The sequence below is a fragment of the Pseudoflavonifractor intestinihominis genome (assembly GCF_040096055.1).
GTDB lineage: Bacteria > Bacillota > Clostridia > Oscillospirales > Oscillospiraceae > Pseudoflavonifractor > Pseudoflavonifractor intestinihominis.
Genome location: NZ_JBBMFK010000001.1, coordinates 168,890 through 191,040 on the forward strand (window position 1 = coordinate 168,890; position 22,151 = coordinate 191,040).

Annotated in this window: 14 protein-coding genes and 2 tRNA genes; 10 read left to right on the top strand and 6 right to left on the bottom strand. The window is 63.4% G+C overall.

What is annotated here, in order from left to right; genetic code table 11:
- The first annotated feature begins 138 nt into the window (after positions 1 to 138).
- Genes WMO64_RS00830 through WMO64_RS00845 form a run of 4 tightly spaced genes read left to right on the top strand, consistent with a single transcriptional unit; the run spans position 139 to position 3,667 of the window.
- Positions 139 to 1,011, top strand: a complete 873-nt coding sequence (locus tag WMO64_RS00830; protein WP_294518944.1) for a branched-chain amino acid ABC transporter permease — start codon at positions 139 to 141, stop codon at positions 1,009 to 1,011.
- Positions 1,012 to 1,021: 10 nt separating this feature from the next.
- Positions 1,022 to 2,107, top strand: coding sequence for a branched-chain amino acid ABC transporter permease (locus WMO64_RS00835; protein WP_349230689.1), 1,086 nt, complete (start codon positions 1,022 to 1,024; stop codon positions 2,105 to 2,107).
- Positions 2,108 to 2,157: 50 nt separating this feature from the next.
- Positions 2,158 to 2,955, top strand: coding sequence for an ABC transporter ATP-binding protein (locus WMO64_RS00840; protein ID WP_294518979.1), 798 nt, complete (start codon positions 2,158 to 2,160; stop codon positions 2,953 to 2,955).
- A gap of 10 nt (positions 2,956 to 2,965) precedes the next feature.
- Positions 2,966 to 3,667, top strand: coding sequence for an ABC transporter ATP-binding protein (locus tag WMO64_RS00845; RefSeq protein ID WP_294518982.1), 702 nt, complete (start codon positions 2,966 to 2,968; stop codon positions 3,665 to 3,667).
- A gap of 94 nt (positions 3,668 to 3,761) precedes the next feature.
- On the opposite strand, the gene WMO64_RS00850 is transcribed toward WMO64_RS00845, so the two are convergent.
- The 6 genes from WMO64_RS00850 to WMO64_RS00875 form a co-directional block, all read right to left on the bottom strand.
- Positions 3,762 to 4,262, bottom strand: coding sequence for a hypothetical protein (locus WMO64_RS00850; RefSeq protein ID WP_349230690.1), 501 nt, complete (start codon positions 4,260 to 4,262; stop codon positions 3,762 to 3,764).
- Between the two features lie 64 nt (positions 4,263 to 4,326).
- Positions 4,327 to 4,812 (bottom strand): RNA polymerase sigma factor, encoded by a 486-nt coding sequence (locus tag WMO64_RS00855; RefSeq protein WP_294518953.1) that lies wholly within the window; start codon positions 4,810 to 4,812, stop codon positions 4,327 to 4,329.
- 285 nt (positions 4,813 to 5,097) lie between these two features.
- Positions 5,098 to 6,360 carry a competence/damage-inducible protein A gene (locus tag WMO64_RS00860; protein WP_349230691.1) on the bottom strand — a complete coding sequence of 421 codons (1,263 nt, stop codon included), beginning with the start codon at positions 6,358 to 6,360 and terminating at the stop codon, positions 5,098 to 5,100.
- A gap of 63 nt (positions 6,361 to 6,423) precedes the next feature.
- Positions 6,424 to 7,596: a tRNA uracil 4-sulfurtransferase ThiI gene (gene thiI / locus WMO64_RS00865; protein WP_349230692.1), complete on the bottom strand. Its 1,173-nt coding sequence runs from the start codon at positions 7,594 to 7,596 to the stop codon at positions 6,424 to 6,426.
- A 30-nt stretch (positions 7,597 to 7,626) separates the two neighbouring features.
- On the bottom strand, positions 7,627 to 9,147 hold the full coding sequence (locus WMO64_RS00870; protein WP_349230693.1) for a YifB family Mg chelatase-like AAA ATPase: 1,521 nt from the start codon (positions 9,145 to 9,147) through the stop codon (positions 7,627 to 7,629).
- 82 nt (positions 9,148 to 9,229) lie between these two features.
- Complete coding sequence (locus WMO64_RS00875; protein WP_349230694.1) at positions 9,230 to 11,098, bottom strand: leucine-rich repeat protein; 1,869 nt, start codon at positions 11,096 to 11,098, stop codon at positions 9,230 to 9,232.
- Positions 11,099 to 11,557: 459 nt separating this feature from the next.
- On the opposite strand from WMO64_RS00875, the gene nifJ reads away from it, so the two are divergent.
- The 6 genes from nifJ to WMO64_RS00905 all read left to right on the top strand — a co-directional run bounded on the left by nifJ (position 11,558) and on the right by WMO64_RS00905 (position 22,085).
- Positions 11,558 to 15,121, top strand: coding sequence for a pyruvate:ferredoxin (flavodoxin) oxidoreductase (gene nifJ / locus WMO64_RS00880; RefSeq protein ID WP_349230695.1), 3,564 nt, complete (start codon positions 11,558 to 11,560; stop codon positions 15,119 to 15,121).
- A gap of 412 nt (positions 15,122 to 15,533) precedes the next feature.
- Entirely contained in the window at positions 15,534 to 16,955 is a 1,422-nt protein-coding gene (locus tag WMO64_RS00885; protein ID WP_349230696.1) for a MerR family transcriptional regulator, read from the top strand.
- Between the two features lie 395 nt (positions 16,956 to 17,350).
- Positions 17,351 to 17,437: transfer RNA gene (locus WMO64_RS00890), tRNA-Leu, on the top strand.
- A gap of 4 nt (positions 17,438 to 17,441) precedes the next feature.
- Positions 17,442 to 17,518: transfer RNA gene (locus WMO64_RS00895), tRNA-Met, on the top strand.
- A 66-nt stretch (positions 17,519 to 17,584) separates the two neighbouring features.
- The gene (gene prfB / locus WMO64_RS00900; protein ID WP_294518974.1) at positions 17,585 to 18,706 is read left to right on the top strand and encodes a peptide chain release factor 2; all 1,122 of its coding nucleotides are present in this window, start codon (positions 17,585 to 17,587) and stop codon (positions 18,704 to 18,706) included.
- 325 nt (positions 18,707 to 19,031) lie between these two features.
- The gene (locus WMO64_RS00905; protein WP_349230697.1) at positions 19,032 to 22,085 is read left to right on the top strand and encodes an alpha/beta fold hydrolase; all 3,054 of its coding nucleotides are present in this window, start codon (positions 19,032 to 19,034) and stop codon (positions 22,083 to 22,085) included.
- The last annotated feature ends 66 nt before the right edge of the window (positions 22,086 to 22,151 follow it).

Sequence of the window (22,151 nt, forward strand, 5' to 3'; positions counted from 1 at the left end):
AAGCGGGTTGCCGGCGCACCCGGCAGCCCGCTTTTCCCCGTATTATCCGTTTGTATGGCGGACACATCCGCAGCCCGGCGGGCCGCTGATGTTTCTGCCATACACAGTGCCTGAAATACACAGAGAGAGGTGAATGGCTTGAGTTTCCTCAATAATCTCATCACCGGCATCAGCCTGGGCAGCGTCTACGCCATCATCGCCCTGGGCTACACCATGGTATACGGCATCGCCAAGATGCTGAACTTTGCCCACGGCGACGTCATCATGGTGGGCGCCTACATGATTTTCTTCGCCACCGGCAGCTTCGGGCTCAACCCCATCGTGGGCATCCTGCTGGCCGTGGTGGTGTGTACCGTCCTGGGCGTGGTCATCGAAGGCCTGGCCTACAAGCCCCTGCGCCAGGCGTCCTCCCTGGCGGTGCTCATCACCGCCATCGGCGTCAGCTACTTTTTGCAGAACGCCGCCCTGCTGCTGTGGGGCGCCGACCCCAAGGTGTTTACCTCCGTCATTCCCGAGGGCTCCCTGCCCATTGAAGGGGTGAACATCACCTACGTGTCCCTGGTCACCGTGCTGGTGTGTATCGTCATCATGCTGGCCCTCACCTGGTTCACCAGCAAGACCAAGATGGGCAAGGCCATGCGGGCCTGCTCGGAGAACAAGGACGCGGCCCGGCTCATGGGCATCGACGTCAACCGCACCATCTCCATGACCTTTGCCATCGGCTCCGCCCTGGCGGCCATCGCCAGCGCCCTGCTCTTCTCCAGCTACAAGAACCTGATCCCCACCAGCGGCTCCCTGCCCGGCATCAAGGCCTTTACCGCCGCCGTGTTCGGCGGCATCGGCTCCATCCCCGGCGCCATGCTGGGCGGTATCCTGCTGGGCATCATCGAGACCTTTGCCAAGGTGATCAACACCAACATCTCCGACGCGGTGGTCTTCGCCGTGCTCATCATCGTGCTGCTGGTCAAGCCTGCGGGCCTGCTGGGCAAGACCATCCGCGAGAAAGTGTGAGGTGGCCGATATGAAAAAGCTCTCTACCGGCCGCAAGCGGCTGGTCAACAACTCCATCACCTACGCCATCGTCATCGTCGCCTTCATCATCCTCCAGGCCTGCAACGCCGGCGGCCTGCTGTCCCCCTCCATCCAGGGCCAGCTGGTGCCCATCTGCGCCTATGTGGTCATGGCCATCGCCCTGAACCTGGTGGTGGGCATCTCCGGCGAGCTGAGCCTGGGCCACGCCGGCTTCATGAGCGTGGGCGCCTTCTCCGGCGTGGTGGCCGCCATGTCCCTCCAGAACGTCATCCCCAACGACGGCCTCCGCCTGGCCATCGCCATGGTGGTGGGCGCGGCGCTGGCCGGCGTGGCCGGCGTCATCGTGGGCGTGCCCGTGCTTCGCCTGCGGGGCGACTACCTGGCCATCGTCACCCTGGCCTTCGGCGAGATCATCCGCAACATCTTCAATGTGCTCTATGTGGGCGTGGATGAAAAGGGCCTCCACTTCTCCCTGCAGAACGAGATGGCCCTCAACCTGAGCGAGAGCGGCAAGTCCATCCTGAAGGGGCCCATGGGCTTTACCAGCAACGCCAAGCTGGCCAGCTTCACCGCCGGCTTCATCCTGATCCTCATCACCCTGACCATCACCCTCAACCTGGTGAACAGCCGCTCCGGCCGGGCCATCATGGCCCTGCGGGACAACCGCATCGCCGCCGAGAGCGTGGGCATCGGCGCCACCAAGTACAAGCTCATGGCCTTTGTCACCTCCGCCGTGATGGCGGGCGCCGCCGGCGTGCTCTACGCCATGAACTACTCCTCCATGGCCCCCAAGAAATTCGACTTCAACACCTCCATCCTCATCCTGGTCTTCGTGGTGCTGGGCGGCATCGGCAACATCCGCGGCTCCATCATCGCCGCGGCCTTCCTCACCGTGCTGCCCGAGCTGCTGCGCAGCTTCAACCTGGATCAGTACCGGATGCTGGTGTATGCCATCGTCCTGATCCTGGTCATGATCGCCACCAACAACCCGGCCATCCGGGGCTTCTTCGCCCAGCTGAAGAGCCGCATCACCAAGGCCGACCTGGAAGAGCAGAAGGGAGGCGCGGCACAGTGAGCAGACCACCTCGTCCCGAGACCAAGCTGGTCCCCGTGCCCAGCAAGAACATGATCCCCGAGCGGGACATCGACAAGGACCCCATTCTGGAGGCACAGCACCTGGGCATCGACTTCGGCGGCCTGACCGCCGTGGACGACTTCAATATGGCCATCGGCCGCACTGAGATCGCCGGCCTCATCGGCCCCAACGGCGCGGGCAAGACCACGGTCTTCAACCTGCTGACCAAGGTGTACCAGCCCACCCGGGGCACCGTGCTGCTGGACGGCGTGGACACCCACAACATGAACACCGTCCAGGTCAACCGGGCGGGCATCGCCCGTACCTTCCAGAACATCCGCCTGTTCTCCAACCTGAGCGTGGAGGACAACGTGAAGATCGGCCTGCACAACCAGGTGGGCTGCGGCATGTGGCAGAGTATTTTCCGCCTGCCCGGCTACTGGAAGAGCGAGAAGCTGGCCCACGACCGGGCCATGGAGCTGCTGAGCATCTTCGACATGCAGGACCTGGCCGGCGCCAAGGCCGGCTCCCTGCCCTACGGCGCCCAGCGCCGGCTGGAGATCGTCCGCGCCCTGGCCACCAACCCGTCCCTGCTGCTGCTGGACGAGCCCGCCGCCGGCATGAACCCCTCCGAGACCTCCGAGCTGATGGACAACATCGTCAAGATCCGGGACACCTTCCAGATCGCCATCCTGCTCATCGAGCACGACATGAACCTGGTCATGGGCATCTGCGAGGGCATCTGCGTGCTCAACTTCGGCCAGGTCATCGCAAAGGGCACCCCCCAGGAGATCCAGAACAACCCGGAGGTCATCAAGGCCTACCTGGGCACCGGAAGGAGTGAGTGACGCCGTGTCCATGCTGAACGTAGAGAACATCAATGTGTATTACGGCGCCATCCACGCCGTCAAGGGGGTCTCCTTCACCGTGGAGGAGGGGGAGATCATCACCCTCATCGGCGCCAACGGCGCCGGCAAGTCCACCATCCTGAAGACCGTGTCCGGCCTGCTCCACAGCCACACCGGCTCCATCACCTTCCAGGGGGAGAACATCGGCGGCATCCCCGCCCACAAGCTCATCCCCAAGGGCCTGGCCCAGGTGCCCGAGGGCCGGGCGGTGTTCCTCCAAATGAGCGTGGAGGAGAACCTGCAGATGGGCGGCTATACCCGCCCCGCCGCCGAGATCCCAGCCAGCCTGGAGCGGGTGTACGCCCAGTTCCCCCGGCTGAAGGAGCGGCGCAAGCAGGTGGCCGGCACCCTGTCCGGCGGCGAGCAGCAGATGCTGGCCATGGGCCGCGCCCTCATGTCCAAGCCCAAGCTGCTGATGCTGGACGAGCCCTCCATGGGCCTGGCCCCCATCCTGGTGGAGCAGATCTTTGACATCATCAAGCGGCTGCACCAGGCGGGCACCACCATCCTGCTGGTGGAGCAGAACGCCCAGATGGCCCTGTCCGTGGCCGACCGGGGCTACGTGCTGGAGACCGGCCGCGTGGTGTCCACCGGCACCGGCGCCGCCCTGCTCCAGGATGAGAGCGTCAAGAAGGCCTATCTGGGCGGCTGAGAATGTCATGGGCCCCAATAGGAATTAAAAAAATAGCGCGCCCCTGTCCCGTTTCGGGACAGGGGCGCGCTGTTTTGCGTTTTTTTCCGGTATCTCAGGGGATAACATATCGATGGGGGCTGGTGGTATAGCCATTTCCATACTCCACGGTCATATAGAGGGTGTCCTGGCTGTTCTCCAGCTTTACATAGCATACGCCGTTTTCAAAACGGTCCGTGATGTCGATGCTCTGGCCGCACCAGTAGACCCAGACCGAACCGTTCTCCTGGTATTCCACATCTGGCATGGACAACTCTTCCAGGATCTCCTCCTCCGTGAGGGGACGCTCGCTCCCGTCGGGATTGAAGGCCACGCCGCCGCCGGACTGTTCCTGGATCTCGCCGTTCTCGTCGGGGTACTCCAGGCGGTAGCTGCCGTCGTCAGCAATCTGGATGGTGGCTGTCGTCTGGTCGCCGTGGATCCAGAGCTGGACCGTGCGCTGGATGCCGCCTACATCGGCGGTATAGGTGGCTGTGGCAGTGCCAACCAGCAGAATACAGGCGGCAGCCAGAACCACCGCTGTTTTCAATTGATGGCGCCTTACAGTATGTTTCATGGTTTCAACCTCCAAAGAAAATTCCCGAGAGGCATGAAGGGCGGAAAAAGCCTGCTTATACTTCTCACGATTCGTCATCTTCCCATGCCTCCTTCAATATGCCGCGTAGGGATGCTCTCCCGCGCGACAGCCTGGTTTTCACGTTCCCTGGCGTAATGTGCAGAATATCCGCGATTTCTCCTACTGTATAATCCTCATAGTAAAACAGATGGATTACAATGCGGTACTTCTCCGGCAGAGCCATCACCGCCTCAAACAGCCCCGAGGACTCTTCCGAAACAAAGACCAGGGTTTCCATATAGTCCTCCAGCGGCAGCGCTTTCCGCCGGAAAAAGGTACGGGTCTTGTTTTTCGCCTTGTTGATCGCCACCCGGAGAAGCCACGCGCGCACATGCTGCTCCGTCTCAAATTCTTTTTTCTGGGTCCAGTACTGGAGAAGGGTGTCCTGGACCACATCCTCGGCATCCTGGGGACTTTTGCAGACGCTGAACGCTGCGGCATAGAGACGATTTTGGTAGTCTTTTACTACCGCTTCGAGGGATGGCTTCATAGGCGTGCTCCTTACATGGATTGAAAGGCCTTTCACTGATTATACAGTTGAGGGGGTGGGAAAGGTTACAAAAGAGCGGGAAAAAATTTCTGCGCCGGAGGACAGAAAGCCATTCTCTCCCACACTCTCCAATGGACTGTCTGAAGATACCAATGCTCCGGCTGGCGGAGTTTTATCACAAGGCGCGGGACGATATTCTGGTCCTGACCAACGTGCGGAAGCCCCATCCAAGGGCATAAAAAATGTCCGGTGCACCGTGAGGTGCGCCGGACATTTTGTCCTGCATTATTCGTCCCGGTCGGGCAGGCCGGTGAGATACCGCCGGACCATGTCGAAGGCGTTGGTGGCGGCAACGGTACGGATGCGGGCGCGGCCGTTGATGAGGTGGAGTTCCCGCACCCGGGTGCCCTCGGGGGTGTCCAGGGCCACGTAGATCAGGCCCACCGGGTTGTTCCGGTCGTCCGGGTCGGGGCCCGCCACGCCGGTGAGGGACACGGCCAGGTCGCAGCCCAGCACCTTCCGGGCGCCCTGGGCCATGGCCCGGGCCACCTGGGCGCTCACCGCGCCGAATTCGTCCAGCATGGCCTGGGGCACGCCCAGCACCCCGGCCTTGACCTCATTGGTGTAGCTCACCACGCCGCCCTTGAACACGGCGGAGGCGCCGGACAGGTCGGTGAGCCGCTTGGCCACCAGACCGCCGGTGCAGCTCTCGGCGGTGCCCAGCGTGAGCCCCTTCTCCTTCAGCAGGCCCAGCACCACCTCCTCCATGGAGGAGACGTCGGCGCCGTACACCAGGGGGCCGAAGATGCCCCGCACCTCCTGCTCCACCGGCACGATGAGGGCCCGGGCCTCCTCCACGGTGGGGGCCTTGGCGGTGATGCGCAGCTCCACCTCGCCGGTCTTGGCGTAGGGGGCCAGAGTGGGGTTGGTGAGGGCGTTCATCCGGTCCCGCAGCTTGGCCTCCACCGCCGACTCGCCCATGCCGAAGATCTTCAGCGTCCGGGAGGCGATGACCCCGTCGGCCAGGGAGCGCAGGTAGGGCACGGCCCGGTGCTCAAACATGGGGGAGCACTCGTTGGGAGGGCCGGGGAGCATGATGACCCGCACGCCGTCGGCCTCAAAGGCGCAGCCCGGGGCGGTGCCCCAGTCGTTGGAGAAGATGGTGCAGCCCTCGGGCAGGTAGGCCTGCTGGAGGTTGTTGTCCGTCATGGGGCGGCCGGGATGGAGCCGCTGGAAGTAGTCCCGGATCCGCTGGGCGGACGCCTCGTCATACACCAGCTTCTTGCCAAAGCACTCGGCCAGCACGTTCTTGGTCAGGTCGTCGCAGGTGGGTCCCAGGCCGCCGGTGGTGATGATGATGTCGGCCCGGCCCTTGGCCACCTCCACCGCCGCCTTCAGCCGCTGGGGATTGTCCCCCACCACGGTGTGGTAGTACACGTTGATGCCCAGGGCGCTCAGCCCCTTGGAGAGCATCTGGGCGTCGGTGTTGGCGATGTTGCCCAGGAGCAATTCGGTGCCTACTGCGATGAGTTCTGCGGTATGCGTCATAACAAAAGACCTCCGAAGCGCCGGGAATGGCCCGGCGAAGATATACGAAACAGGAGGGGCGGCTCAGGGGTTGACCTGGATCCGCTCGATATTCTTTACCGCCTCGTCCACCAGGGCCTCAATGTCCAGGTTGGCCTCGGCGGCCTCGATCTCGCCGGGCAGGGGCCGCAGCCGGGGGTGGCGGGGGGTGAACACGGTGCAGCAGTCCTCGTAGGGCAGGATAGAGGTCTCAAAGGTGCCGATCTTCCGGGCGATGCGGACGATCTCCTCCTTGTCCATGCCCACCACGGGCCGGAGGATGGGCAGGTCGCACACCGCGCCGGTCATCCGCATGGCGGACATGGTCTGGCTGGCCACCTGGCCCAGGCTCTCTCCGGTGACCAGGGCCCCCGCGCCCACCCGGTAGGCCACCCGGCAGGCGATACGCATCATAAAGCGGCGCATGAGGATGGTGAACAGATCCTCGGGGCAGGAGCGGCGCAGCTCCTCCTGGATCTTGGTGAAGGGCACCACGTGGACCGTCAGGCGGCCGCACCAGGGGGTGAGCAGCTGGGCCAGCTCGATGACCTTGTCCTTGGCCTCGGGGGAGGTGTAGGGGTAGGAGAAGAAGTGGACCATGTCCAGAGCCAGGCCCCGCTTGGCCATCATCCAGGAGGCCACCGGGGAGTCGATGCCGCCGGACAGCAGGCTCACCGCCCGGCCGCCGATGCCCACCGGCAGGCCGCCCGCGCCGGGCTCCGGGTCGGCGTGGACAAAGGCGGCGTAGTCCCGCACCTCCAGATGGACGGTCAGCTCCGGGTTGTGCACGTCCACCCCCAGGTTGGGGAAGGCGTCGTGGAGCTCGCCGCCCACGTACTGGGCCAGCTCGATGGAGGTCATGGGGAAGGTCTTGTCCGCCCGCTTGGCCTCCACCTTGAAGGTGCGGGCGGTGGACAGCTGGTCGTGGAGGTAGGTCTTGGCGGTCTCCAGCATGGCGTCCTTGTCCTTGGCACAGGCCCGGGCGCGGCTCAGACCCACCACGCCGAACAGGCGCTTCATGGCCTCCCAGGCGGCGTCCATGTCGCAGCTGTCGTCCTTGGGCTCCACGTACATGGTGGACTGCTTGGAGTACACCTTGAAGCTGCCGCAGTGCTTCAGGCGGCGCTGGGCGTTGGCGATGAGCTTGTCTTCAAAGCTGCGGCGGTTCAGGCCCTTGAGCACCAGCTCGCCCAGCTTCATCAGGATGATCTCGTCCATGTCGTTCGTTCTCCTTAATAGTTACATCCGTTATTTTACAAGGTAGGCCCCGGGCCGGTACTGGAGCGCCTCGGCCAGATGGGGCACCTGGATCGCGTCGCTGCCGTCCAGGTCGGCGATGGTGCGCCCCACCCGGAGGATGCGGTCATAGCCCCGGGCGGTGAGGCCCATGCGCTGGAAGGCCCCCTTCATCAGCGCCTCACAGGCGCTGTCCAGCTGACAGAATTCCCGCAGCTCCCGCTGGCCCATGTGGGCGTTGCAGGAGGGACCCTCCGGGCCGAAGCGGGCCGACTGGATGCGCCGGGCGGCGTTGACCCGGGTCCGGATATCCGCCGACGACTCGGCGGGGGCGGCGTGGGACAGCTCGTGGAACTCCAGGGGCGGCACCTCCGCGTGGAGGTCGATCCGGTCCATCAGGGGCCCGGACACCCGGCCCTGGTACTTCTCCACCGCCGCCTCGGTGCAGCGGCACCGACCGGAGGGGTGGCCGTACCAGCCGCACTTGCAGGGGTTCATGGCGCACACCAGCATGAACCGGGCGGGGTAGGACACGGTGCCCGCCGCCCGGGAGATGGTGACCTGCCCCTCCTCCAGGGGCTGGCGCAGCACCTCCAGCACCTCGGGCTTGAACTCGGGCAGCTCGTCCAGAAACAGCACCCCGTTGTGGGCCAGGGAGATCTCCCCGGGCCGGGGGTTGGAGCCGCCGCCCGCCATGCCCATGGGGGAGATGGTGTGGTGGGGGGAGCGGAAGGGGCGCTGGAGCAGCAGGGGCTCCTCCGCCGTGGTGAGCCCGGCCACCGAGTGGACCTCCGTGGCCTCCAGGGCCTCCCGCTCCGTCATGTCGGGCAGGATGGAGGGCAGACGCCGGGCCAGCATGGACTTGCCGGAACCGGGAGGACCCACCATGCAGATGTTGTGTCCCCCGGCGGCGGCAATTTCCAGCGCCCGCTTCACGTGCTCCTGGCCCTTCACCTCGGCAAAGTCCGGCCCGGCGGCCAGGTTATCCCCCGGCGTCCAGGGGGGTGCGGGGGAGAGGGGCTCCTCCCCCGTCAGGTGGCGGATGAGGGCGGTGACGCTCTCCACCGGGTAGACCGCCATGCCGCCGCCGGCCAGGGTGGCCTCGGCGGCGCTCTCGGCGGGGACATAGAGGGCCTCCACCCCCGCCCGGGCGGCGGCCAGGGCCATGGGCAGCATGCCCGCCACCGGCCGCACCTCCCCGGACAGGGACAGCTCCCCCACAAAGGCCGAGCGGGACAGGTCGCACCGGAGCTGGCCGCCGGCGGCCAGAATGCCCACCAGAATGGGCAGGTCGTACAGGGTGCCCGCCTTCCGCTGGGCGGCGGGGGCCAGATTCACGGTGATGCGGGACACAGGGAAGGTAAAGCCGCAGTTCTTCACCGCCGAGCGCACCCGCTCCCGGGCCTCCTTCACCGCCGCGTCGGGCAAGCCCACAATATCAAAGGCGGGCAGACCGCCGGACAGGTCGCATTCGGCCCGCACCTCATATCCGGCCACGCCGGTCAGACCCAGAGAGCGTACCTCACAGAGCATAAAAATCGCCGCCCTTTCTCCATACGGCATCAGTATACCACGGAGAAAGGGCGGCTGCCAAGAAAAAACCTCTCTTGGGAACTCAGCTCTGGGTCAGCTGATACAGCCGCAGGACGGTGAGGATGCACTGCTCCCTGGTGTAGGCGCTCTGAGGGATGAAGGCGCTGCCGTTCCCCTCCATAATCCCGGCGGCCTGGACCTGTCCCACCCCGGCGGCAGCCCAGGAGGCGATGGCTGCGCTGTCCGAGAAGGCGGGGGCCGCCTGGGGCAGGGGATGGCCCATGGCCTCCGCCAGGCGGGCCAGGATGGTGGCCGCCTGCTCCCGGGTCAGGGTGCCGCCGGGGTCGAATTTTCCGCCGCCCACGCCGTTGACTACCCCCAGACCGGCCATTTTCTGGACGTTGAAGTCGGTGGTGTCGGAGAATGTGGCCCGCTGGGTGATGGTCTCGCCCGTCGCCTTCTCGTAGAGCCTCACCGCCAGGGCACAGAACTCGGCCCGGGTGGCGGCCTGGGTGTACCGGCTCTCGAAGCTGTCGGGCACAATGCCGGCGACGGCGGCCTGGCTGAGCTGTCCCGCGGCCCAGGAGGAGGGCAGGTCCCCTTCCGCCGCCACGATGAAGGTCACCGGGATATCGAAAGACTGGAACGTATCCCCGCCAATATGGGAACTGGTGAAGTTGCCCCGTACATGTTGGATATAGATACCGGGCTTCAGGCCGGTCTGGGGCTGCACGGTATAGGTGACAGTCTCGTGGGGCGCGATGCGTGCGCTCATGTGCCCGTGCGAATAGACGAACCCGCTCTTGCTCCACTCAACCCTTAATTCGGACGTCCCGTTCAGGCTGATTTTATAGTCGTCCTCGTTGGTGAAGGAGATGCTGCGGGGAGCGGGCTGGGCGTATCCCACCTCCACCGCGCCGAAGTCTATGGCCTCCGTGCTCACAGTCACCCGGAAATTCGGAGTCTGCACGGTATAGGACAGATGCAGGTCGGCGCTGGCTCCCTCCTGGGTGGTGACGGTGACGGTCTCGCTGTGTGTTCCATAGTCGCGCCCGGGTCTGGGTTCCACGGTAAAGGTACAGCTCTCTCCGGCTTCCAGAGTTCTGACGCTCGAACCGAGCCAGCTGTAGTCGCTCTCCCAGTGGAATATCCAATCGGGGCGATCGTCAGGCAGTTTCAGAACGAGTGACCTGTCGCCGCTGTTGGTGACGGTGACAACCCTGGGTTCCGGCTGATAGTCATTTCCTGTGAGAGTGGTGCCGAAGTCCACGGTGGAGGGACTCAGAGAGATGCCGTATCCGGGGACGGATTCTCCCTCATAGATGACGGAGTGGACGAAGTTCCGTGAGGACCAGTCTTCATAGCCGGTAGCCCCTTTGGGGATGATAAAAACGACCTCACCGTTGCCCTCGCGGTAGGCGGCATAGGGGTTGAAATAGTATTCAGGGGCTACCATACCCTCCATATAGACGGTATCCAGCGCGTTGCTCCATCGAAAGGGATTATCCATCTTCTCCACGCTGGCGGGGATGGTAATCTCTTTCAGGGCGTCGCAGCTTGCGAAGGCAAGTTCGTTGATGTAGATAAGACTTTCACTCAGCTTGACGTCGGACAGGGAGTTGCAATAAGCAAACGCTAACCTTCCAATCGAGATTACACTGTCCGGGACGGTCACGCCGGTGATGTTCGTCTCCTCAAAGGCCTTTTCCCCGATGACGGTCACAGGGTACTCCTGCCCGTTCTCATCGGTGACGGAGGCGGGAATGTCCGCATAGGTGGAGTCGGCCAGGGACTCGTCATAGCGGGTCAGGGTGGCCGTGCCGTCGAACCATATCTCAAAGGTGTAGGGGCCGACCTGGACGGTGGATTCCACAACCGATGCCGAGGCGGCGGGCATGAGGGAGAGGCACAGGCACAGGGCCAGCAGCAGGGAAAGAGCACGCTTTTTCATGTGAAACTCCTCCTTCTTTCTCACTTTTTTCAGTATAGCACTAACAAAGACGAAAAACACTCTGCTGGCTGCATAGTATTCCGGCTTTTTTGGCCGTCAGGCATGGCGGGAGAGGAGCGCAGGACAGACGGAGCCCGCCGTCCGGACATCCACCCGGAGTGCAAAAAGGGAAGCCCTCCGGACCGACAGAAATGCAGGCTGAAAAGCAGGAAACAACAGGAAGAACAGGGAGAAATCCCACAGGAAAAGTGGGGGTGAAGGCAGCCCGGTTTTGACAGAAAAAAAGCGGTCCTGACCGGGTTTTTTCGCTCCTTATTTCTGCCAACGAAAAAAATAGTGGGAAAATTACCGGTTTCGCACAAGAGACAATTTACAAACGGGGAAGATGGTGATAAAATATCTGCGCTGAATCATTTAGAAGCCATTCATGCAAGTTCACATAAGGAGGAATTGTTCAAAATGGCGAGAAAACTCAAAACCATGGACGGCAATACCGCGGCGGCGCATGTATCCTATGCGTTCACTGAGGTTGCGGGTATCTACCCCATCACCCCGTCCAGCCCCATGGCCGACAACGTGGACCAGTGGGCCGCGGCCGGCCGCAAGAACATCTTCGGCGACACTGTCAAGGTCATCGAGATGCAGTCTGAGGCCGGTGCTGCCGGTACCGTCCACGGCTCCCTGGCCGCCGGCGCCCTGACCACTACTTACACCGCTTCCCAGGGCCTGCTGCTGATGATCCCCAACATGTACAAGATCGCCGGCGAGCTGCTGCCCTGCGTGTTCCACGTCTCCGCCCGTACCGTGGCCGCCCAGTCCCTGAACATCTTCGGCGACCACTCCGACGTTATGGCCTGCCGCCAGACCGGCTTCGCCATGCTGGCCGAGACCAACCCCCAGGAGGTCATGGATCTGGGCGCCGTTGCCCACCTGGCCGCCATCAAGGGCCGCGTCCCCTTCCTGAACTTCTTCGACGGCTTCCGTACCTCCCACGAGATCCAGAAGATCGCCATCTGGGATTATGACGATCTGAAGGAAATGGTGGATATGGACGCTGTGGAGGCCTTCCGCAAGCGGGCCCTCAACCCCGAGCGCCCCGTCATGCGCGGCTCCCACGAGAACGGCGATATCTTCTTCCAGCACCGTGAGGCCTGCAACAAGTACTACGACGCCCTCCCCGAGATCGTTGAGGAGTACATGGGCAAGGTCAACGCCAAGCTGGGCACCAACTATCAGCTGTTCAACTACTACGGCGCCCCCGACGCCGACCGCGTCATCATCGCCATGGGCTCCATCTGCGACGTGACCGAGGAAGTCATCGACTACCTGAACGCTCACGGCGAGAAGGTTGGCCTGGTGAAGGTCCGCCTGTACCGTCCTTTCCGCGCCGACAAGCTGCTCTCCGCCATCCCCGAGACTGCCAAGCACATCGCCGTGCTGGACCGCACCAAGGAGCCCGGCGCTCAGGGCGATCCTCTGTACCTGGACGTTGTCACCGCCTTTGCCAACGCCGGCCGTCAGGCCACCATCATCGGCGGCCGCTACGGTCTGGGCTCCAAGGACACCCCGCCCAAGAGCGTGTTCGCTGTCTATGAGGAGCTGCAGAAGGCCGAGCCCAAGCGTCAGTTCACCATCGGCATCGTGGACGATGTCACCAACACCTCCCTGGTCGAGCACGACTGCCCCAACACCGCTGCTGAGGGCACCATCGAGTGCAAGTTCTGGGGTCTGGGCGGCGACGGCACCGTGGGCGCCAACAAGAACTCCATCAAGATCATCGGCGACCACACCGACAAGTACGTCCAGGCTTACTTCCAGTACGACTCCAAGAAGACCGGCGGCGTGACCATCAGCCACCTGCGCTTCGGCGACAAGCCCATCAAGAGCCCCTACTACATCAACAAGGCCGACTTCGTGGCCTGCCACAACCCCTCCTACATCATCAAGGGCTTCCCCATGGTCCGCGACGTGAAGGACGGCGGTATCTTCCTGATCAACTGCCAGTGGTCTGATGAGGAGCTGGACAAGCACATGCCCGCTGTGGCCAAGCGCTACATCGCCGCCCACAACGTCCAGGTGTACACCATCGACGCCATCGACCTGGCCGCCAAGATCGGCATGGGCAAGCGTACCAACACCATCCTTCAGTCCGCCTTCTTCTCCCTGGCTAAGGTCATGCCCCAGGAAGAGGCCATCCAGTACATGAAGGACGCCGCCACCCACTCCTACCTGAAGAAGGGCCAGGACATTGTGGACATGAACCACAAGGCCATCGACACCGGCGCCACCGCCTACAAGAAGTTCGAGGTGCCCGCCTCCTGGGCCACCGCCGAGGACGAGACCGTCACCACCGAGCTGACCGGCAAGCCCGAGCTGGTGAAGATGGTCAAGGAGATCCTGGAGCCCGTGGGCAAGATGGACGGCGACAGCCTGCCCGTTTCCGCCTTCGTGGATCACGTGGACGGCACCTTCTGCCAGGGCGCTTCCGCCTACGAGAAGCGCGGCGTGGCCGTCATGGTCCCCACCTGGGATTCCTCCAAGTGCATCCAGTGCAACCAGTGCTCCTACGTCTGCCCCCACGCCACCATCCGTCCCTACGCTCTGACCGAGGAGGAGGCCAAGAACGCCCCCGAGGCCGCCAAGATCGTGGACGTGAAGGCCGGCAAGGGCAAGGGCGTCTATAAGTTCTCCATCGCCATCTCCCCCCTGGATTGTATGGGCTGCTCCGTCTGCGCCAAGAACTGCCCCGTCCAGGCTCTGACCATGGTGCCCCAGGAGCAGGAGGCTGCTCAGCAGCCCGTGTTCGACTACATGGTGGCCAAGGTTGCCCCCAAGGCCGACATGGAGGGCATCAAGACCGTCAAGGAGAGCCAGTTCAAGCAGCCTCTGCTGGAGTTCTCCGGCTCCTGCGCCGGCTGCGCCGAGACCGCTTACGCCCGTCTGGTCACCCAGGTCTGCGGCGACCGGATGTACATCTCCAACGCCACCGGCTGCTCCTCCATCTGGGGCGGTCCTGCCGCTACCTCTCCCTACACCGTCAACAAGGACGGCCACGGTCCCGCTTGGGCCAACTCCCTGTTCGAGGATAACGCCGAGCACGGCCTGGGCATCTATCTGGGCCAGAAGGCCATCCGCGACCGTCTGGCTGAGAAGACCCGCCAGCTGATCGCCATCGACTATGTGGACGAGGGCATCGCTGCTGCCGGTCAGGAGTGGCTGGACACCATGAAGGACGGCGAGGCCAACGCCGAGGCCACCAAGAAGTACGTTGCCGCCATGGAGTCCGTTGTGGCTGCCCGCGGCGAGTGCTCCTGCGAGGCCTGCACCCTGGCCCGTGAGATCCTCTCCGAGAAGGAGTACCTGGCCAAGAAGTCCGTCTGGATCTTCGGCGGCGACGGCTGGGCCTACGACATCGGCTACGGCGGCCTGGACCACGTCCTGGCTTCCGGCGAGGACGTGAACGTCTTCGTGTTCGACACCGAGGTGTACTCCAACACCGGCGGACAGGCTTCCAAGTCCTCCAACATCGGCCAGGTGGCTCAGTTTGCCGCTGCCGGTAAGACCATGGCCAAGAAGTCCCTGTCCGAGATCGTGATGCAGTACGGTTATGTCTACGTGGCCCAGGTGGCCATGGGCGCCAACCCCAACCAGACCCTGGCCGCCATCCGTGAGGCCGAGGCCTATCACGGTCCCTCCCTGGTCATCGGCTACGCCCCCTGCGAGATGCACTCCATCAAGGGCGGCATGAGCAACTGCCAGGTCGAGATGAAGAAGGCTGTCGAGTGCGGCTACTGGAACCTGTTCCGGTTCAACCCCGCTGCCAAGGCCGAGGGCAAGAACCCCTTCACCCTGGACTCCAAGGCCCCCGCTGGCGGCTATCAGGAGTTCCTGATGAACGAGGCCCGTTACTCCTCCCTGACCCGGTCCTTCCCCGACCGCGCCAAGGAGCTCTTTGCCCGCAACGAGGAGTCCGCCAAGGAGCGTTACGAGCATCTGACCAAGCTGATCGAGCTGTACAAGTAATCGAAAAGCGTATGACACCCCCGGACGCATTCGCGCCCGGGGGTGTTTTTTGTGGCGGACTCCTCGTTGCTGAGAGCACGTCCGCCAAGGAGCGTTACAAGCACCTGGAGGGGGCCCCAACACAGCTGCTTGGCTGTGTTGGGGAGAGGAGGCGCAGCGGCGCGAGGGAGGGGGACCGCCTGCGGGCCCCCGAGGGATGCAGAGCTTGTGCCGACGAGATCGAGCTGTGCAAGGAATCGAAAAGAGCACCGCGCCCCGGATGCCATGCATCCGGGGCGCTTTTTATACTGCCGCGGCTATTGACGGGACCGCCCGCCGCCCCATATAATAAAATCAGAGAAAAAACCCGCAAAAGGCTTGACTGTAAACCAGGTTCATACCTTATCCTGAGCACAACAAGAGGAAAGGCGGGATGAAGATGACCATACGGGAAGCGGAACAGCGCACCGGTCTGGACCGGGCCACCATACGGTTCTACGAGAAAGAGGGGCTCATCAGCCCCGGGCGGCAGGACAACGGCTACCGGGATTACGGCGATGGGGAGATCACATCTCTGCTGCGGATCAAGCTGCTGCGGGAGCTGGGGGTGTCCCTGGAGGAGATCCGGGCCTTGCAGCAGGGGGAGCAGGCTCTGCCGGTCACCCTGGAGCACCGGATGGCCGCTTTGGAACAGGAGATAGCGGACGCGGGAGCGGCCCGGGAGACCTGCCGGGCCATCCGAGATGAGGGCGTGGACTACGGAAGCCTGGACCCGGAGAAGTACCTGAACCGGGAGAACGCCCCGGTGTTCCGGGACGCGCCGGCCCCGGTCCTGTGCCCCTGGCGGCGGCTGTTCGCCCGGCTGCTCGACATGGAGCTGTACCAGCTGGTGTGGATCGCCCTGCTCTCCCTGGGGTTCCACATCAACATGGCGGAGCGGAACGCACTGTTGTGGTGGCTGGACTCGGTCATCTGCCTGGTGTTCATGATTATGGTGGAGCCCATCCTGCTGAGCCGGTGGGGGACCACGCCGGGCAAGGCCCTCTTCGGCCTGCGGGTGGAGAAGGCGGAGGGCGGCCGCCTGACCTACGGAGAGGGCAACGCCCGCACCATGTCCATGGTCTGGAAGGGGCTGGCTTGGAACATCCCCATCTACACCCTGTTCCGGCTGGTGAAATGTTATGACGTCTACTGCAAGCGGGGCGCGCTGCCCTGGGACGAGGCCCAGGACCTGGTGGTGGAGGCAAAGCCCAAAAGCAGCCTGCGAAACGCCGCCTTTGTGGCGGCCACGGCAGAGGTCCTCGCGCTGTCTGTGCTGGTGTCCTTTGCGGGCGCCTTTCCGCCCCACCGGGACGGTCTGACCCCGGCGGAGTTCGCAGAGAATTACAACTTCCTGGCGGAATATTACGGCAGCCCCACGTATATTCTGGAGCAGGACGGGAGTTGGACGGCCCTGGAGACCCGGGGCGGGGCCTACGTGATCCAGCTGCCGGGGATGGAGCGGCAGCCCCTGACCTGGGAGACCGACAGCCAGGGGAACCTGACCGCGGTTACCGCCTCCTGGAACTGGGACGGAACCGCCTTTGCGGAGTGGCCGGGGCTGGATATGCAGATGATGGCCCTGGCCTTTGCGGCCGGGGAGGGGAATTGGTTTGCCTACTGGAGCAAGCTGGAGCTGATGGACACGGTGGCCCATGCGGATGTGTTCTCCAGCCTGAGCCGGACGGACCAGGGAATCAGGCTGGACTGGGACACCCGGCTGGAGGGCGACGTGATAGTGGGGGACTATTTTGCGGTGGGGGAGGAGGACGCCGTGTGCAGCGGCCGGATCACCTTCACCATCCGCCGGGCATGAGATATGACAAGGGCGGAGGCTGACAGAAAGGGAAGCAGCCTCCGCCCGGCGGCTCAGCGGTCACTGACCTGCCATTCGGACTCCATATAAAAGATGTAGTCATCCACATCCTCCCGGGGGTCCGCCACCGGCGGCTGGGCGGGAAGGGAGACAGGCTTGTGCTCGGACATAGGCGCCCTCCTCTCAGAGAAAATTTTGCCCCTCATATCATGGTATGCGGCGGGGCGGAGAAGATGCCCGCCGCCCAGAAGGCTCACCGATTTAAAATACGCCGTCAGGGCGGAACAATGCAGTCGAAGCGGGGAGAAAGAAAATTTAAATTTTGCATTGACAAAGTGTCTTGCATATGGTATTCTTAATAAGCACCTAAAAGGACGGAGAACTGGATCGTAAATGCCGGAGTGGCGGAATTGGCAGACGCCCGGGACTTAAAATCCCGTGGGAGGAATCCCGTGCCGGTTCGACCCCGGTCTCCGGCACCAATATCGCGGGGTAGAGCAGCTTGGTAGCTCGTCGGGCTCATAACCCGGAGGTCAGAGGTTCAAATCCTCTCCCCGCAACCAGAAAAGGCTCCCTGACCTTTAAGGTCAGGGAGCTGATTTTATGCTGAACGACGATAGGAGGCACTCATGCTTCAATTTGATGAGTACAAGGTAAAGCTCAATAACCTGAAGCCCGAGCTGGACGACCTGGGCCAGGCCCTGGGCCTGGAGGCCGCGGAGCGGGAGCTGGAGATGCTGGAGTCTGAGAGTGCCTCGGACGGCTTCTGGGACAATCTGGAGAAGGCTCAGAAGATCCAGCAGCGCATCAAGCAGCTCCACCACAAGGTGGACGGCCAGAAGAAGCGGCTGGGCGAGTGGGAGGACCTGCTGACCCTGTGCGAGATGGGCAACGAGGAAGAGGACGAGTCCCTGGTCCCCGAGCTGGAAGAGGGCTTCAACAAGCTCTCCGCCGACATGGAGGAGGCCCGGCTGTCCACGCTGTTCACCGGCGAGTACGACGACAACAACGTGGTGCTGGCCATCCACGCCGGCGCCGGCGGCACCGAGGCCCAGGACTGGGCCCAGATGCTGCTGCGGATGTACACCCGCTGGGCCGAGCGCCACGACTTCGAGTACCAGGTGGTGGACTTCCAGGACGGCGATGAGGCGGGCATCAAGTCCGCCACCGTGATGATCCAGGGTGAGAACGCCTATGGCCACCTCCGCAGCGAGCACGGCGTCCACCGTCTGGTCCGCGTCTCCCCCTTTGACGCCAACGCCCGCCGGCAGACCTCCTTTGCCGCTGTTGAGGTCATGCCCGACCTGCCCGAGGACGCCGACGTGGAGATCCGCCCCGAGGACTACGAGATGCAGGTGTTCCGCTCCTCCGGCGCCGGCGGCCAGCACATCAACAAGACCTCCTCCGCCGTCCGACTGATCCACCACGCCACCGGCATCGTGGTCTCCTGCCAGACCGAGCGCAGCCAGTTCCAGAACAAGGACACCTGCCTGCGTATGCTGCGTGCCAAGCTGGTGGAGCTGAAGATGCAGCAGCACGCCGAGAAGATCTCCGACATCAAGGGTGTGCAGCTGAAGATCGAGTGGGGCAGCCAGATCCGCTCCTATGTGTTCATGCCCTATCAGCTGGTGAAGGACAACCGCACCGGCTACGAGACCAGCAACGTCAACGGCGTCATGGACGGCGATCTGGACGGCTTCATCAATTCCTATCTCAAGTGCGAGGCCACCGGCACCTGGGTCAGCAAGTAAAAAAAGAAAAAACTCCCACAAAATGCCCTGGAATTCCAGTTCCAGGGCATTTTGTGCGTTTTGGGGCGAAAAATACCGCCGTTGGCAGGGTAACGCAAAAAATAAAAAACTTGTAAACCGGCTTGTTTTTCTGCCACCGTTTTGTTACTATTAAGGTGTCTTGAGGAAAGGGAAGGGAGAGTGCCCGATGCCGTTTCCAGTCCCGGAGACGCGGCTTCCGGCGGAGCAGGGGGGCCAGCCGGATAAAAGACGCGCCCGGGAAAAGACGGCCAGAGCATACGACCGCACCCTTTCCTGAAAAGGAATGAAAGGTGGAATGTCTCAGATGAAGCGTACGAGTAAGTTCCTGTCCCTTCTCCTGGCGCTGGCAATGGTGTGTTCCCTGTTCGTGCCCGCCATGGCCGCGGAGGGGGAAGACGGTATCGTGGTGCTCTATACCAACGATATCCACTGCACCTCGGACGACGGCCTGTCCTATGCGGCCATCGCCGGCTACAAGGCTCAGATGGAAGACACCTATGGCGCCGACAACGTCACCCTGGTGGATGACGGCGACGCCATCCAGGGCGGTATTCTGGGGTCCATGTCCAGCGGCAGCTGGATCATCGACATCATGAATGCCGTGGGCTACGATCTGGCCATCCCCGGCAACCATGAGTTCGACTTCAAGATGGATACCTTCCTGGACATCGTGAAGAACCAGGCTGAGTTCCCCTATCTGAGCTGCAACTTTGTGGATGCCGACGGCAACCCCGTGCTGGACGCCTACAAGATCATCAGCTACGGCGACGTGGATGTGGCCTATGTGGGCATCTCCACCCCTGAGACCCTGACCAAGTCCGCCCCCGCCTACTTCCAGGACGAGGCCGGCAACTACATCTACGGCTTCTGCCAGGGCAACGACGGCAAGGACCTGTATAACCAGGTCCAGAAGACCGTGGACGCCGCCCGTACCGCCGGCGCGGACTACGTGGTGGCTCTGGCCCACCTGGGTGTGGACGCCCAGAGCTCCCCCTGGATGTCCACCGAGGTCATCGCCAACACCACCGGCATTGACGTGGTGCTGGACGGCCACTCCCACAGCACCGTCGCCTCCCAGACCGTGAAGAACGCGGCCGGTGAGGACGTGCTCCTCAGCCAGACCGGCACCAAGGCCGAGAACATCGGCAAGCTGGTCATCGCCCCCGACGGCACCATGACCACCGAGCTGGTGGCCCTGGCCGACGTGGACACCACCAGCAAGGCCTACACCGATGCCAAGACCTTCGTGGAGGGCATCCAGGCCGAGTACAGCGAGAAGGCCAACGAGGTCGTGGCCACCAGCAGCGTGGACCTGACCATCAACGACCCCGTCACCGGCAGCCGCGCCGTCCGCTCCGCCGAGACCAACCTGGGCGACCTGTGCGCCGACGCCTACCGCATCCTGCTGGGCGCTGACATCGGCTGGGTCAACGGCGGCGGCGTCCGCGACAACATTGCCGCCGGCGACATCACCTACGGCGACATCATCGCCGTCCACCCCTTCGGCAACCTGGCCTGCCTGGTTGAGGTCACCGGCCAGCAGGTGCTGGACGCCCTGGAGCTGGGCGCCATGCAGGTGGGCGTGTCGGAGAGCGGCGGCTTCCTCCAGGTCTCCGGCATCAAGTTCACCATCGACCCCACCATCCCCTCCTCCGTGGAGCTGGATGACGCCGGCAACTTCGTGAAGGTGGCCGGCGACCGCCGCGTGTCCGACGTCCAGGTCCTGGACAGCAAGACCGGCGAGTACAAGGCCATTGACCCCGCCGCCACCTACACCCTGGCCTCCCACAACTACATGCTCAAGGACGGCGGCGACGGCTACGCCATGTTCGGCAAGGACAACATCACCATCCTCAAGGATGAGGTCATGGTGGACAACGAGGTCCTCATCAACTATATCAAGGACGAGCTGGGCGGCGTGGTCGGCGAGGAGTACGCCGATCCCTACGGCCAGGGCCGCATCACCATCAAGTACAAGGGTGTGGTGCCCGGCACCTGGTATGTGGAGGCTGCCCGCTACGTGATGGACAACAGCATCATGACCGGCTCCGGCAACGGCTTTGATCCCGACGGCATCGTCACCCGGGGCACCGTGTTCCAGACCCTGTACAATATGGCGGGCACCCCCGACGTGACCGAGGCCGCCACCTTCTCCGACGTGACCGGCAAGTGGTATGCCAAGGCCGCCGCCTGGGCCGAGGACGAGGGCCTGACCTCCGGCACCGGCACCGGCCTCTTCAACGGCGACGCCGCCATCACCCGCCAGGAGCTGGCCAAGATCTTCGCCGATTACACCGCGTCCAAGAATATCCTGCCCACCGAGGACGCGGACCTGAGCACCTACACCGACGCCGACAAGATCCCCGCCTGGGCCTCTGACGCCATGGAGACCGCCGTGTCCCTGGGCATCGTGAAGGGCTCCAACAACCAGCTCAACCCCGGCGGCACCGCCACCCGCGCCGAGCTGGCCCAGATCCTGCTGAACATCTCCAAGCTCAACCCGGTCTACACCGAGCAGACCGTGTCCATTGAGGTTCCCGCTCAGGACGGCGTGCCCGCCCACACCATGACCGCCGTCGTCACCGTGCCCACCTCCGCCACCAAGGACGCCAAGGTCCCCGGCGTGGTGATGCTCCACGGCACCGGCTCCAACCTCCACGAGGTCAACGGCGCCTATGACATGGCCGCCGCTGAGCTGGCCAAGCAGGGCCTGGCCACCATCCGCTTCAACTTCCAGGGCATTGACGAGGGCACCGAGGCCCTGTATGTGAACTACAGCTACACCTCCGCCAACATCGACGCCAAGGCCGCCGCCGACTATCTGGCCGGTCTGGAGACCGTGGACGGCGACAAGCTGGGCGTCATGGGCTGGAGCCAGGGCGGCACCAACGCCTTCCTGGCCGCCGCTGCCTATCCCGACACCTTCAAGAGCGTGGTCACCTGGGCCGGAGCTCTGGACCTGACCACCATGTTTGAGGACTTTGACGCCGCCTATGCCGAGGCTGAGAAGAACGGCTCCTTCACCATGGAGTTTGACTGGCGTACCGCCCTGCCCACCGGCTTCCAGTGGTTCAAGGACGTGAAGGACACCGACGTGCTGGAGAAGGTCAAGACCATCAAGGCCCCCATCCTCACCATCAACGGCGCGGCTGACACCGTGGTGGACCCCGCCAGCGGCAAGACCGTTGCGGACGCCGCCCAGAACGAGGCCTCTGCCAACCTGATCATTGAGAACTGCGACCACACCCTGAACATGTTCTCCGGCGACTACACCGCCATCAATCAGGTCATCTCCGCCACCACCGCCTACTTCGTCTCTACCCTGGGCGGCACCGTGGCTGCTGACCAGGCCGCCTGAGAAAGAGTATCGTCAACGCCATAGCGCAAAGAGGCCCCGCCGGTATATCCGGCGGGGCCTCTTCAT

Bases quoted from the DNA above. Each gene is read 5' to 3' on its own strand.
- WMO64_RS00855 (WP_294518953.1), bottom strand. From the start codon at position 4,812: ATGAAGCCATCCCTCGAAGCGGTAGTAAAAGACTACCAAAATCGTCTC.
- WMO64_RS00875 (WP_349230694.1), bottom strand. From the start codon at position 11,098: ATGAAAAAGCGTGCTCTTTCCCTGCTGCTGGCCCTGTGCCTGTGCCTC.
- WMO64_RS00885 (WP_349230696.1), top strand. From the start codon at position 15,534: ATGAAGATGACCATACGGGAAGCGGAACAGCGCACCGGTCTGGACCGG.
- WMO64_RS00850 (WP_349230690.1), bottom strand. From the start codon at position 4,262: ATGAAACATACTGTAAGGCGCCATCAATTGAAAACAGCGGTGGTTCTG.
- thiI (WP_349230692.1), bottom strand. From the start codon at position 7,596: ATGGACGAGATCATCCTGATGAAGCTGGGCGAGCTGGTGCTCAAGGGC.
- WMO64_RS00835 (WP_349230689.1), top strand. From the start codon at position 1,022: ATGAAAAAGCTCTCTACCGGCCGCAAGCGGCTGGTCAACAACTCCATC.
- WMO64_RS00870 (WP_349230693.1), bottom strand. From the start codon at position 9,147: ATGCTCTGTGAGGTACGCTCTCTGGGTCTGACCGGCGTGGCCGGATAT.
- WMO64_RS00840 (WP_294518979.1), top strand. From the start codon at position 2,158: ATGATCCCCGAGCGGGACATCGACAAGGACCCCATTCTGGAGGCACAG.
- WMO64_RS00905 (WP_349230697.1), top strand. From the start codon at position 19,032: ATGAAGCGTACGAGTAAGTTCCTGTCCCTTCTCCTGGCGCTGGCAATG.
- prfB (WP_294518974.1), top strand. From the start codon at position 17,585: ATGCTTCAATTTGATGAGTACAAGGTAAAGCTCAATAACCTGAAGCCC.
- nifJ (WP_349230695.1), top strand. From the start codon at position 11,558: ATGGCGAGAAAACTCAAAACCATGGACGGCAATACCGCGGCGGCGCAT.
- WMO64_RS00860 (WP_349230691.1), bottom strand. From the start codon at position 6,360: ATGACGCATACCGCAGAACTCATCGCAGTAGGCACCGAATTGCTCCTG.
- WMO64_RS00845 (WP_294518982.1), top strand. From the start codon at position 2,966: ATGCTGAACGTAGAGAACATCAATGTGTATTACGGCGCCATCCACGCC.